The following is a 13,781-nucleotide window of genomic DNA, read 5'->3' on the forward strand; positions in this document are numbered from 1 at the left end:
CATTATATCTGATAAACAAGGTTATTAGCAGATACATTTTTTACACTCATCGTTTAAAACAGACAATATGTTACCCCGGAAACAAACAACCCGCTTTTTTTACCGCCTGAAATACCTGCTTGCCATAGCAGTGGTAGTAACGGTGGTATCGTCGTGTTCGAATAATTATTACACACCATCCTCCGCTTCGGCTTACCAGGATGATGATTACTATTATGATGAGCCGCAGGCGGCATTAGACTATAATACTTTTCAGAGCGCACTGAGCCCATATGGCACATGGATGAATTACCCTACTTACGGGCAGGTGTGGATTGCCAATCAGCCTGGCTTTATTCCTTACCAAACAGGTGGCCACTGGAGTTATACCAACTACGGATGGACCTGGGTGAGCGATTATAACTGGGGATGGGCGCCCTTCCACTACGGCCGCTGGGCGTACGAGCCTGCTTATGGCTGGATGTGGGTACCAGGCTACCAATGGGCTCCGGCCTGGGTAAGCTGGAGAAGCAGCAACGATTATTATGGCTGGGCACCGTTAGGCCCGGGTAACCGTACCAATATACCTGCCAACCACTATGTGTTTGTGCCTAACCGGTATATGAACCAGACCAACATTAATAACTATTATGTTGACCGCTCGCGCAACGTAACTATTATTAATAACACCACTGTTATTAACAACAATGGCCGTTTCCGCGATTCCAGATACAATATGGGCCCACGTGTGGCAGATGTAGAGCGCAGAACAGGTGGCCGTATTACGCCGGTACAGGTAGGCAACTCCCGTACGCCTGGCCGTACAGAAAATAATGGCAATACCATTAACATGTATCGTCCGGTGCAAGGCGGATCTTCAAGACCACGCCCTGTTGGTAACACCAGACCGAATAATAACAGCAACGGCGGACGTGTTACGCCCCAGCCGGGTAACAGTAACCCCGGCAACAGCCGCCCCACGCCCGTACAGCCATCACGCCCGGCTACAAGACCTGCCACACAACCCGTGCAGCCTGGTGGCCGTCCCACTCAGGGCACCCGCCCGGGTGGAGGCAGACCACAGCAGCAGCTGGATTTGAATGATAATGGATCAGGAACACCGGTAAACACGCCGCAACCTGGTAATAACCCCATACAACAACCTTCGCGTCCACAACAACCAGCGGAAGGCAGACCCGTACAGCAGCAGCCTGTTCAACAACCGGTACAACAGCCCGTTGGCAGCAGGCCTGTGCAACAGCCGGTTTCACAGCCGCAGCAACCCGTGCAACAACCCGTAACAAGGCCTGTTCAGTCGCAACCATTTCAGCAGCAGCCTGGTCAACAACCAGTAACCAGGCCTGTTCAACAGCCGGCTCAGCAACCAGCGGAGCAGCCCGTAAGCAGACCTGTTAGTGAACCGGTTCAACGTCCGGTTCAGCAGCAGCCAGTGAGCAGACCAGAAGTACGGCCCGCACAGCAGCCTGTACAACAACAGCCACAAAGCCGTCCTGTACAGCAGCAGCCAGTTAGCAGGCCCGCTACACAACCGGTACAACGCCCAACGCCTCAGCCCCAACAGCCAGCTGCGCGTCCGGTACAACAACCAACAAGACCAACGCCGGCACCGGCACCATCCGGGTCAAGACCAGCTACTTCCCGGCCGGGAAGAGGATAAAATAAAAAAGCCACTCTTAACGGGTGGCTTTTTAGTATCATTTTACTTTTCATTTAGTGTTTTACCTTATCACATATTGCTTTAAGACGAGTCATGCTTAAACCCGTAACTTCTTTTACAACAGCAAGTGGTATACCTTTTTCCAGCATCTTCTGCGCGCTTTCTATTTTAGTTTCAAGTACGCCTTGCTGGTACCGTAAATCCTTTTTTATATCAATGGTAATGGGCATATTTTCCTCCTCTTTTTGAATCTGCTTTTGAAAAGCTTTTCCCCTCAGTTGCGAAATTAGTTCAAGATGCTTAATCTTTTCTTTATACTTTGTAATATCGCCTTTTGTCTTTATACGCAATTTAAATAAAACTTCCCGGATAGTCAGAAGTCTATCGCCCTCTTTTGCCAAAACTGCCAGTAACAGTTCACCTACATCGTCAGATTTAAGAAATACCTGTGGCGAAAGAGAACGGATATCGATAATTGGACAGGTATATTGTTGTCCAAAAAATGTGAATGAATTCTTCATTGTTAACTTCTTTTCACCCACATAAATGACTATCCCCATTACATTTTTCCTGTAGCACTCGTATAATAATATATCATATTTCGCCATCCTCAACGCCATCTGCCTATCGTTTGTTGACTGCCATTCAATATGAACTATAAATGGGACACCTTTATCAGGTGTAATTTGCAATACAGTGTCAGCCTCACGTTCAATAATGGTCTGTTGTACTTTTGCGGGTAGTGGCTGTACACTTATAACTTTAACAGGAAGTATTTGCTGAAGCAGGTTTAGTTTGGGTTTCTTAAAAGTTTCTCTGAGAATTTTGTCATACTCATTTGGCATAGATTGCTTTTGTACAACACTAAAATAACAGAGATAAGGACAATACTTCTGTTCATTTTATTCCGTTGCACCTTATGCAACAAAAAGGCCACCCAATGGGGCAGCCTTTATACTTTTCAAATCTTATTAGCTTTATTACCTACGCAGAAAACGAAGTTCCACAGCCGCAGGTTTTCTCTGCGTTGGGGTTGTTAAAAATAAAGCCCCGGTTATTCAAACCATCCTGATATTCTATTTCCATACCGTGCAGGTATAACTGGTGGCCAGGATTCATAATACAGGGAACGCCTTCATACTCAAAAATCTCATCACTCTCCTGTTTCTGATCAAAACCCAGCACATAGCTCAGGCCACTGCATCCGCCGCCCTTTACGCCTACCCGCAGGTATTGCGTGGTATCAAAACCATCTGCCTGCATTAATCGCTTTATTTCTGCCACTGCACCGGCAGTAAACGACACAGGAGTTTGTACTAATGTTTCCATATCTGCCATTTAAGCTTACAAAAATACGTACTATCTGCCACCTTTTTGCGCCCCCTCATTTTCGGATTGCGGAAAACCTGCCTTTCTCCCTATTTTTGTTAAAAACGGACATATAGATGTTAGATACAACCATGGCCCTGACCGTGCTGATAGGCGTAATGATAGCGGGCTTAGTAGGCTATCTTTTTTACCTGCAACGGAAAACCAAAATAGAAGAACAGCAAAAAGTACAGGGTGGACAACACCTGCAGTTACAGGCATACGAGCGTTTAACGCTGCTGGTAGACCGGATTGCCCTTCCCAATTTAATTACCCGCGTAAACCAACCCGGCATAAGCGCCCGGGAAATGCAGATGCTGCTTACCCGTACCCTGAAAGAAGAGTTTGATTACAACATTACCCAGCAGATATATGTAAGTGCAGAAGCCTGGAAGGCCATTAAAAACCTGAAAGAGCAGAACACACTGGTAATTAACCAGTTTGCCAATGCGCTGCCACCGCAGGCTACCGGTTTAGACCTGAGCAAAGTATTGCTGGAATACCTGATGACGGATACCAAAGGCAACCTGCACGAGGTAGTTAGCGAGGTGTTAAGCTACGAAGCCAAAAAACTGCTGTAATACAACAGACCTTCAGATTATTGATAAAAGCCGGCAGTGTAAACCATTTACTGCCGGCTTTTTTGTTTTCAATCAGTATATTATCTTTCATAAAATAAAAAACCTGCTGCCCGCCTGGGATATTTTGCCGGTTACAGGCGCGCGCAGTTGGGAGATAATAAGTAAGTTTGACGCCATACCTGAAAATCTAAGCCTTGTGAAAGCTCAATTATCTGCCCGCTTGTCATTCTTCAATGATAAATGGTTGCAAGCCTTATAACAGCAAGAAAAACAAATTATTCATGAGCAGCATTTATCAGGGCCTCAATAACTGGCCGTTTATTAAAAAAAGCTACCCCGCCAAGTTTATGGTTATTGCCTTTATAGGCATACATATACCCTTGATTATTTTAAGCGTATGTATAGTTTTTGAGGTTTTTAACTTTAGTAAAATCAGCGCTGTGCTGGTAGTACTGGCAGCTACCCTGGTAGCAACTATTATTGCGCTGTATACTTTTTACCAGTTACTGGCCCCGCTGCAGGATTCTAAAAAGGCATTGGAAAACTACCTGAATAACAAAACCCTTCCCAATTTACCCGTTATTTATACAGACGAGGCCGGCATTCTGATGAAAGAAATTCAGCATACGCTTACTGCGCTGGATACCCTGATAGAAGAAAAGAAAGATGTGGCCGCCCTGCTATCGCACGATTTGCGTACGCCCCTTACCCAGTTTGTAGGCCTGGGGCAGATGATTAAACGGGAGGAAGGCAGCCAGCGCCTGCAGGAAATGGGCGATATGATGATTAAGATTGGGGAGCAGCAGCTGGACTTCTTAAACGGAATACTGGAACTGCTGAGCCACAACGAACTGGAAAGAGCCAGCTCCTTTACACCCAATACGCCGCTGGCACAGGTAACTACCAACGCCATAAACAACGTTTCGCAACTGGCCGCTGCCAAAGACATCCATATTCATCAGAGCCTGGCAAAAGACCTGACTTTTACCGTAAATCCGGAAGCTTTTACGCAGGTGTTTCAGAACCTGCTTACCAATGCCATTAAGTTTTCGCACAACGGAGGCAATATATATGTAAACGCCAGCCGCCAGAACGGGCAGCTACACATAACCGTAAAGGATGAAGGTTTGGGTTTTGCACCGGAGCAGGCTGCTATTTTATTTAACAGATATACTACGGCACGTAAACAAGGTACAGCCGGCGAAGCCAGCACGGGCCTGGGGCTGTACCTGGTACGTAAAATTGTAGAGCAGCACAACGGCAATATTCAGGCTTTCAGCAATGGTGCAAACACCGGAGCCAGCTTTGAAATTAAAATGCCGGGTTAACAGCCGCTACTGCTGCGTAAACTGTTTTACCACAATATGCGTTTTATCGCCCAGCTGCATGGTATCGCCCGATACCTGCACACGATCGCCGGCTTTCAGCTTTTTGTAGTTCTTCTCCAGTTTCATAATGCTGAACACGGTAGAATACACAACCCCTTTGTCGTTGGTAAGGGTGGCCATAAAACCATCCTTGCCGTTGGTAACCTCGCCAATTACACCCACCTCGGTAAAACCGCCTTTGTTAGTGGAATCCTGTGTGGTAGCATCTACCGGTGGTGTAGTAACCGGCGCTGCAGGCGCGTGAACGGCTGAATCAGCACTGATTGCCGCTGAATCTTTACTGTTTTCTGCATTTCCGGCATTTTCGCCGCAGGCCGCCATCATAAACATGCCGGCAGCTGCTACCGTCATGCACATCCATTGTTGTTTGCTTTTCATTTGTGTTCGGTTGATGATCATGTTATTTCCTTGCCAAAACTATGCCTTTGGCTGAACTATTTGCTATTCAACCGGTTGATATAGGAAACATCACACATTTATAAACCCATAAAACTCCGGTTGCACCATGAGCATGTACCAAAAACTGAAACAAGCCTGGCAGTTGTACAAAAACATTGATATAGACGCCCTGAACAAGCTGGCGGCAAAAGTGGATCTGGGTGCAGTAATGCACACCGTTAGCAAGCTGGATGATGCCCAGTTACAGGGGCTGATGAAAATGCTGGCCAGCGGCAGCAGTGGTAAAAAGAAAAAGCCTGCCCCACCGGTAGATGGCGATTTTTATGATCTGGCCGGTATGCTTATCCCCGAACAGCGCGAACTGCAGTTAAAAGTGCGCGCTTTTATGGAAACAGAAGTGCAGCCCCTGGTGAACGATTACTGGCTGAAAGCCGAATTTCCACATGAACTGATACCTAAAATGGCAGCACTGAATATTTGCGGCGTTACCTACCAGGGTTATGGCTGCCCCGGCCTGCCGTTTTTAATGGAAGGGATACTGGCCATGGAAATGGCGCGGGTAGATGCTTCTATCGCTACCTTTTTTGGCGTACAAAGCGGCCTTAGCATGGGTAGTATTTACATGCTGGGCAGCGAGGCACAGAAGCAGCAATGGTTGCCTGGCATGCAGCAGATGCAACTGATTGGCGCTTTTGGCCTTACCGAACCGGAAGTAGGCTCCGGCGCAGCAGGTGGCCTTACTACCACCGCCAAACGAACCGGCGATACCTGGGTGCTGAACGGACAGAAGAAATGGATTGGCAACGCCCCTTTTGCAGATGTGATTATTATATGGGCACGCGACCTGGACGACAACAACGTAAAAGGTTTTCTGGTAAAAAAAGATACCCCCGGCCTGCACGTGGAAAAGATGCAGGACAAAATGGCCCTGCGTATTGTGCAGAATGGTATTATTACCTTAACCGACTGTACCGTAACTGAGGCCGACCGGCTGGAAAAGGCCAATACCTTTAAAGATACCGCCGAAGTACTGCGTATGACGCGCGCGGGGGTTGCCTGGGAAGCCGTAGGCTGCGCCCGTGGTGCGTATGAAAATGCACTGGCTTATACTACCCAACGCAAACAGTTTGGTAAACCTATTGCCGCCTTTCAGCTGATACAAAACCACCTGGTAGAAATGCTGAGCAACCTTACTGCTATGCAAACACTGGTATTTCGTTTGTCGCAATTACAGGATGAAGGCCGCCTTACAGATGAACATGCCTCGCTGGCAAAAGTGTTCTGTACCCTGCGCACCCGCGATATTGTAAGCCGTGCCCGGGAGGTAATGGGTGGCAATGGCATACTGCTGCAATACAATGTGGCGCGCTTTGTGGCCGACTCAGAAGCTATTTACAGTTACGAAGGCACCAAAGAAATTAATTCGCTGATTGTAGGCAGAGGAATAACTGGCTATAGTGCTTTTGTTTGATTTTCATAACTTCGGGGTATGGCTGTAATAGAAACCCTCGACGATTTTTACAGGCGGCTGGAGTTAAAGCCGCCGCCTTCCCATCATAACGGCAAAGATGCCGCGCATTTTAACGTGTACCCCCGGCAGGGTATCTGCAAAAGTGCAGCGCCTTTAAACCGTAGAGATTTTTATAAAATATCCTTTGTAATAGGCGAAGGCCGCTTCCACTTTCTGGACAGAACGGTGGAAGTGGACAAGCCTGTAGTAATACTCTCCTCCCCACACCTGCCCTATTCCTGGGAAAAAGAAAGCGATATACAGGAAGGATACTTCTGCCTGTTTAACGATGCCTTTTTAAACAACCAGAACGCCAAAGACATTATTCACGAATCGCCTTTATGCCAGCCTACCAGCAACCCGTTGTTTTTTGTAAATGAAACACAGCAGGAGCGACTGAATTATCTGTTTGGCCTGATGCTGTGCGAGATGGAGAGTGAATACCTGTATAAGCACGATCTGCTGCGCCATTACCTGTATGTAATGGTACACGAGGTAATGAAGATGCGCGCTACCGAAACCTGGATAAAACATAGCAGCGCCTCTGCCCGGCTTACCGCTTCTTTTATGGAATTGCTGGAGCGCCAGTTTCCGATAGATTCGCCTGAGCACATATTGCAGTTACGCACCGCGCAGGACTATGCTGCACGCCTGAACGTGCATGTAAACCATTTAAACCGTGCCGTAAAAGAAGTAACCGGCAAAACCACTACCGAGCATATTGCTGAACGCATTACCAGCGAAGCACGCGCCTTGCTGAAACACGCCAACTGGAGCGTGGCAGAAATTGCATACAGCTTAGGATTTGAGTATCCTGCCTATTTTAACAATTTCTTTAAAAAACATACCAGTTCTACCCCCGGCGCCTTCCGTACATCAGATGTTTGAAAATTACAAGTAATTGTTTGAAAAGTGAAAGGAACGCTTCTGTTAGCCTGCCTAATTTTACGGTACTCAACACTGCCTGCTGAGTAATAACATACCAGACGATAGCCCAGCCGTAAGGAAACGCAAGAGACTATAGATAGAATAACAGAAGAAAGAACCAAATCATGTTAAAACAAACAGCACTTGCCCTGCTTGTAACAGGGGGTGTTTTAAGCAGCAGTAGTGTGCGTGCACAACAGGTGCTTACGCTGAAGCAGGCTGTAGAAACAGCCCTGGCCAATTACGGCACCATTAAAGCAAAGGCAGCGTATGCACAATCGTCAGCCGCGTCGGTAAAACAAAGCCAGCGCGAGTACCTGCCCGATCTTACCTTATCTGCCCAGCAGGATTACGGAACCATTAACGGTTTAAACGGTCCCCAGTACGGTTTTAAAGGCGGGGCAACCGCCGCCTCCGGAGGCGCCATACCGCACCAGAACTGGAATGCCGCCTTTGGCGCCCTGTATTTAGCCAACATCAGCTGGGACTTCTATTCCTTCGGCAAAGCCAGAGAAAAGATTAATGTAGCAAAGTCAACCCTTACACGTGATAAAAGTGACCTTACGCAGGAAACCTTTCAGCACGAAATACGGGTGGCAGCCGCCTACCTGAATCTGCTGGCTACCCAACGGCTTATCCGCAGCTGGCGCAACAACCTGGAACGCGCTACCGCTTTACGCGAAGTAGTAGTTACCCGGGCTTTAAACGGATTAATACCCGGTGTAGATTCCTCACAGGCAAACGCAGAAACCTCCAGTGCCCGCATTACGCTTACCAAAGCCATTGATGCAGAGCAGGAACAGGCCAATCAGCTGGCAAGGCTGATGGGCGTGCCTGCACAGGATTTTGTGCTGGACACGGTATTTCTTACCCGGGTGCCCGGAGGCGCATACGACAGTATAAACGCTACGCAGCAACACCCGGTGCTGGAGTATTATAAAAGCAGAATTGCCCTTAGCAATCAGCAGGTGAAGTACTACCGGACTTTCAACTACCCTACGTTTTCGGCCTTTGGGCTGATACAGGGCCGTGGCTCTGGCTTTGACTGGAACTACGGGCAGTTGGGCAACAACCTCGACCACTATACTACTAACTACTGGGAAGGTGTAAAAAGCATGCGCGGCAACTACCTGCTGGGGCTGGGTCTTAGCTGGAACCTTACCACGCCGCTGCGGGTAAAACAACAAACCAGCGCACAGCATTTTACCTCACTGGGTTTGCAGGCCGAATACGAACTGGCCGATCAGCAATTAAAAGCGCAGCTGGCACTGGCTTCCAATAAAATGAAGAATGCGCTGGCCAACTACGCCGAAGCGCCCATTCAGGTAAAATCTGCCACAGATGCTTACCACCAGAAAGAGGTGCTGTATACCAACGGCCTCAGCAATATTGTAGAAGTAACACAGGCCTTATACATCGTAAACCGGAGCGAAACCGACCGCGACATTGCCTACACCAACGTATGGCAGGCATTGCTGCTGAAAGCAGCCGCCAGCGGCAACTTCGACCTGTTTATCTCTGAATTTTAACAGAAGCACACAATGAACCTTATAAGATTAGCATTACGCAAACCCATTACCATACTGGTATTGGTGGCTGGTTTGTTCTTCTTCGGTATCAAGGCTGTTACCAGCATTAAAATTGATATCTTTCCGAAGCTGGATATGCCGGTGATATATGTATCGCACCCCTTTGGTGGTTACACGCCTGCACAGATGGAGGTGTTTTTTGCCAAACAATATATCAATATCTTCCTTTTTGTAAACGGTATAAAAACCATTGAAACAAAGAACATTCAGGGCCTTACCCTGATGAAGATTAACTTTTACCCCGGCACCAATATGGCACAGGCCGCAGCAGAGGTAAGCGCCTTTGCCAACCGTATACAGGCCGCCTTTCCGCCGGGCAGTAACCCACCGTTTATTATACGCTTTGATGCCAGTACCCTGCCTGTTGGCCAGCTGGTACTGAGCAGCGATAAGCGCACCAATAACGAACTACTGGATCTGGCCAACGTATATGTACGATCGTCCTTTACCTCTATACCAGGCCTGGTATCCTCCCCACCTTTTGGCGGTAACGTACGTACCGTAGTTATTAAAGCCGACCCTGCCCTGTTGCGTGCGCATAACATGACGCCCGACCAGTTGGTAGAAGCCATGCGCCTGAACAACCAGACGGCCCCTTCGGGCAACGTGCGGGTAGACGATAAAAACTACATTACCCCCATTAATACCACTATTAAAGACGTAAAGGATTTTGAAAATATACCGCTGTTTAAAAACGGCGTACAGAACCTTTACCTGCGCGATGTGGCTACGGTGGAAGATGGTGCAGATATAGCCTCTGGCTACGCACTGGTAAACGGTAAACGCAGTGTATACCTGAGCGTGGCAAAAAGTGCCGATGCCAGCACCTGGGAAGTGGTGCAGAACCTGAAAAAATTCATCCCCAAAATACAGGCACAGTTGCCGGAAGATGTAAAAGTGAGCTATGAGTTTGACCAGAGTACTTATGTAATCAACTCTGTAAAAAGCTTATTAACCGAAGGGGCTATTGGCGCCATACTTACCGGCTTAATGGTATTACTGTTTCTGGGCGATGCACGCGGGGCGCTGATTGTAATCTTAACCATCCCTACATCTATTATATCTGCCGTACTGTTTCTAAACCTGTTTGGGCAAACCATTAACATTATGACGCTGAGCGGCCTTGCCCTGGCTATTGGCATATTGGTAGATGAGAGTACGGTAACCATAGAAAACATTCACCAGCACCTGGATATGGGCAAACCCAAATCGCTGGCCATATGGGATGCGTGTAAAGAAATAGCCTTTCCCAAACTGCTGATTCTTTTCTGTATCCTGGCGGTGTTTGCACCTGCCTTTACCATGGGCGGCATACCCGGTTCTTTATTTCTGCCGCTGGCGCTGGCCATTGGCTTCAGCATGATCATCTCCTACTTTCTGGCACAAACCTTTGTACCCGTAATGGCCAACTGGATGATGAAAGTGAAGCACCACCACAAAAAGGAAAATGGTAAAACACGCGAATTAACCGATGCAGAAGAATTTGCCGCCACCGGGCTGGCAGGTACAGAAGCAGAAACCTGGAGCCAGAAGAAAGTAATTGCCGAAAGAGAGGATTGCAACAACGATGGCAAGGTTACCCTGTTTGACAAAATCAGAAACCGTTATCTGCGCTTTATTGACAGGATGATGCCTTACCGCAAGCCGATAGTAATTGTATACCTGCTGGCCGTGTGTGGCGCTACCGCCCTGCTGTTAAGCAGCATTGGCCGCGATGTATTACCTAAAGTAAACGGCAGCCAGTTTCAGGTACGCCTGCGCGAACCCGAAGGCACACGTATGGAGGTAACCGAGCAAAAAACCATTACCCTGGTAAAAGCCATTGAAGGTATTGTAGGCAAGGAAAACATTTCCATTACCAGTGCGTACGCCGGCTTACACCCACAGCTGTTTTCTATCAGCCCCATCTTTCTCTGGATGGCAGGCCCGCATGAAGCCGTAGTACAGGTAGCACTGGAAGAACATTACAAAACCAACCTGGACGAACTGAAAGACCAAATACGCGCGAAGGCCAAAGAACTGGCGCCTGAAATGCTGTTGTCTTTTGAGCCGATTGAACTGACCGATAAAATTCTGAGTCAGGGTTCGCCTACCCCTATTGAAGTACGCTTCTCGGGCCGTAATAAAAAACTAAGTGAAGAATATGCACAGAAAATGGTAACCAGGCTGAAACAGATCAGTTACCTGCGTGATGTACAGATTGGCCAGAGCATACACTACCCTACCCTGAACATTAACGTAGACAGGGTACGCGCCGCGCAGCTGGGTGTGGATATGAGTGATGTAACCCGCTCTATTATTGCCTCTACCTCTTCTTCCCGCTTTACCGATAAGAATATATGGGTGGATGAAAAAGGTGGCAACAGCTATAGCGTACAGGTAGCAATACCAGAAAGCAAAATGGCCAGCCAGGCGGATATTGCAGAAATACCGCTGCTGAAAAACTCCAGCCGCCCGGTACTGGGCGATGTTGCTACCATTACCCCCGGCATTACCTATGGCGAAGCAGATAACCTGGGTGCCATGCCTATGTTAACGGTAACCGCCAACCTGAACAATAAAGACCTGGGTGCTGCTTCTAAAGAGGTGCAGGAAGCCATAGCCTCACTGGGCGAACTGCCACGCGGCCTGAACGTTGATCTGATTGGTTTAAGCAGCACCCTTACCGAAACGCTGGACAGCCTGCAGAATGGTTTGATAGTAGCTATAGTGGTAATATTCCTGATGCTGGCTGCCAACTTCCAGTCGTTCAAAGTATCCGGTGTGGTACTGGGTACAGTGCCTGCGGTATTATTAGGCTCACTGGCACTGTTAGTAGTATGTGGCTCCACATTAAACCTGCAATCGTACATGGGTATGATTATGTCGGTAGGTGTATCCATATCCAACGCCGTTTTGTTAATTACCAATGCCGAGCAGCTGCGCCTGAAAAGTGGCGATGCCATAGCAGCCGCCAGAGAAGCAGCCGCGCTGCGTTTACGCCCCATTGTAATGACAGCAGTGGCCATGGTGGTAGGTATGATACCTATGGCCAGCGGCCTGGGCGAAGCGGGCGACCAGAGTTCTCCCCTGGGACGTGCCGTTATTGGAGGGCTTATAGCCAGTACCTTTGCCGCATTGTTTATTCTGCCCCTGGTATTTGCCTGGGTACAGAAAAAAACCACCACCGTATCTGTATCACTTGATCCTGAAGACAAAGAAAGCAAACACTATATACCTGATTTATATGAAACAGCTTAGAAATAATACAACCATACTTTTTGCAGGCATCAGCCTTTTATCCGGCGCTGGTGCCCTTACCGGATGTGGCTCATCCGAAGGCAAAACCGAACATAAAAAAGAAGCCGCAGCAACCGCTGCACCGGCTATTGAAACCTTTCTGCTGACGAAAAGCAAACTGTCATCCACCTTTACCGCACCCGGCGAACTGATTGCTTACCAACAGGTAGACCTGTATGCCAAAGAAGCCAGTTTTGTAAAAAAACTGGCGGTAGATGTGGGCTCTGAAGTGTCTGAAGGCCAGCTGCTGGCTACGCTGGAAGCGCCGGAACTGAACTCGCGTATGGCCGCGGCAGAATCGCGCTTAAAATCGCAGGAGGCCATTTATTACGCCAGCAAAGCCAACTACGACCGTTTATACAAAACCAGCTTAACGCCCGGCACCATTTCCCCTAACGATCTGGACCAGGCCAGTGCCCGTATGAAAGCCGATGAAGCACAGCTGGAAGCCGCCAAAGCCGCCAGCCGTGAGGTAAACATTATCCGCGGTTATCTGGAAATACGCGCTCCGTTCAGCGGTGTTATTACTGCGCGTAATGTAAATACCGGTGCCTATGTAGGCCCATCGGGAAAGGGTTCTGAATTCCCCATCTTTACCCTGCAAATGCAGAAACATCTGAGGCTGGTAGTAGCTGTACCGGAAATATATACCAGCTACCTCAGCAACAAAAACGAAGTAAGCTTTACCGTTAAAGCCCTGGCAGACCAGAAGTTTACCGGTAACGTAAAACGCTTGTCCGGCGCGCTTGACACCCGTTTACGGGCAGAGCGTGTTGAAATAGACGTATTCAACGACAACAAAAAACTGTTACCCGGCATGATTGCTGAAGTAAGCATACCCATGCCCGCACAGGACAGCGTAACAGTTGTACCTAAAAGCGCAATACTCAACAGTACCACCGGCGTGTTTGTAATAAGAAACAACAATAACAAGGCAGAATGGGTACCGGTACAAAAAGGCCGTGAGGCAGAAGGCAAAGCAGAAGTATTTGGTAAGCTTACGCCGGGTGATAACCTGGTGCTGAGCGCCAATGAAGAAATACGTGATGGATCTGACATTCATACCACACTTAAAAAGTAACA

Annotated in this window: 11 protein-coding genes; 8 read left to right on the plus strand and 3 right to left on the minus strand. The window is 48.1% G+C overall.

Annotation, left to right across the window (positions count from 1 at the left end; translation table 11 throughout):
* Positions 1–67 precede the first annotated feature (67 nt).
* Positions 68–1,657 carry a DUF6600 domain-containing protein gene (locus IEY13_RS10245; protein WP_188951884.1) on the plus strand — a complete coding sequence of 530 codons (1,590 nt, stop codon included), beginning with the start codon at positions 68–70 and terminating at the stop codon, positions 1,655–1,657.
* 53 nt (positions 1,658–1,710) lie between these two features.
* On the opposite strand, the gene IEY13_RS10250 is transcribed toward IEY13_RS10245, so the two are convergent.
* Together IEY13_RS10250 and IEY13_RS10255 are read right to left on the minus strand one after the other, a co-directional pair.
* The gene (locus IEY13_RS10250) at positions 1,711–2,502 is read right to left on the minus strand and encodes an Rpn/YhgA-type helix-turn-helix domain-containing protein (RefSeq protein WP_188951885.1); all 792 of its coding nucleotides are present in this window, start codon (positions 2,500–2,502) and stop codon (positions 1,711–1,713) included.
* 139 nt (positions 2,503–2,641) lie between these two features.
* Positions 2,642–2,986 carry a HesB/IscA family protein gene (locus IEY13_RS10255; RefSeq protein WP_188951886.1) on the minus strand — a complete coding sequence of 115 codons (345 nt, stop codon included), beginning with the start codon at positions 2,984–2,986 and terminating at the stop codon, positions 2,642–2,644.
* Positions 2,987–3,102: 116 nt separating this feature from the next.
* On the opposite strand from IEY13_RS10255, the gene IEY13_RS10260 reads away from it, so the two are divergent.
* Positions 3,103–3,606 carry a DUF7935 family protein gene (locus IEY13_RS10260; protein WP_188951887.1) on the plus strand — a complete coding sequence of 168 codons (504 nt, stop codon included), beginning with the start codon at positions 3,103–3,105 and terminating at the stop codon, positions 3,604–3,606.
* Between the two features lie 281 nt (positions 3,607–3,887).
* Positions 3,888–4,934, plus strand: a complete 1,047-nt coding sequence (locus IEY13_RS10265) for a sensor histidine kinase (RefSeq protein ID WP_188951888.1) — start codon at positions 3,888–3,890, stop codon at positions 4,932–4,934.
* Positions 4,935–4,940: 6 nt separating this feature from the next.
* Here the strand turns inward: IEY13_RS10265 and IEY13_RS10270 are convergent, their stop codons facing one another.
* Positions 4,941–5,372 (minus strand): hypothetical protein, encoded by a 432-nt coding sequence (locus tag IEY13_RS10270; protein ID WP_188951889.1) that lies wholly within the window; start codon positions 5,370–5,372, stop codon positions 4,941–4,943.
* A gap of 127 nt (positions 5,373–5,499) precedes the next feature.
* Here IEY13_RS10270 and IEY13_RS10275 point away from each other — a divergent pair, with 127 nt between their 5' ends.
* The 5 genes from IEY13_RS10275 (at position 5,500) to IEY13_RS10295 (ending at position 13,779) form a co-directional block, all read left to right on the plus strand.
* The gene (locus tag IEY13_RS10275) at positions 5,500–6,864 is read left to right on the plus strand and encodes an acyl-CoA dehydrogenase family protein (RefSeq protein ID WP_229687810.1); all 1,365 of its coding nucleotides are present in this window, start codon (positions 5,500–5,502) and stop codon (positions 6,862–6,864) included.
* 18 nt (positions 6,865–6,882) lie between these two features.
* Complete coding sequence (locus IEY13_RS10280) at positions 6,883–7,791, plus strand: helix-turn-helix domain-containing protein (RefSeq protein ID WP_188951890.1); 909 nt, start codon at positions 6,883–6,885, stop codon at positions 7,789–7,791.
* A 164-nt stretch (positions 7,792–7,955) separates the two neighbouring features.
* On the plus strand, positions 7,956–9,359 hold the full coding sequence (locus tag IEY13_RS10285; RefSeq protein WP_188951891.1) for a TolC family protein: 1,404 nt from the start codon (positions 7,956–7,958) through the stop codon (positions 9,357–9,359).
* 12 nt (positions 9,360–9,371) lie between these two features.
* The gene (locus tag IEY13_RS10290) at positions 9,372–12,659 is read left to right on the plus strand and encodes an efflux RND transporter permease subunit (protein ID WP_188951892.1); all 3,288 of its coding nucleotides are present in this window, start codon (positions 9,372–9,374) and stop codon (positions 12,657–12,659) included.
* Complete coding sequence (locus IEY13_RS10295) at positions 12,646–13,779, plus strand: efflux RND transporter periplasmic adaptor subunit (protein ID WP_188951893.1); 1,134 nt, start codon at positions 12,646–12,648, stop codon at positions 13,777–13,779. Before IEY13_RS10290 ends, IEY13_RS10295 begins: the two co-directional genes overlap by 14 nt.
* The last annotated feature ends 2 nt before the right edge of the window (positions 13,780–13,781 follow it).

Source organism: Filimonas zeae (assembly GCF_014641615.1).
Classification (GTDB): Bacteria; Bacteroidota; Bacteroidia; order Chitinophagales; family Chitinophagaceae; genus Filimonas; species Filimonas zeae.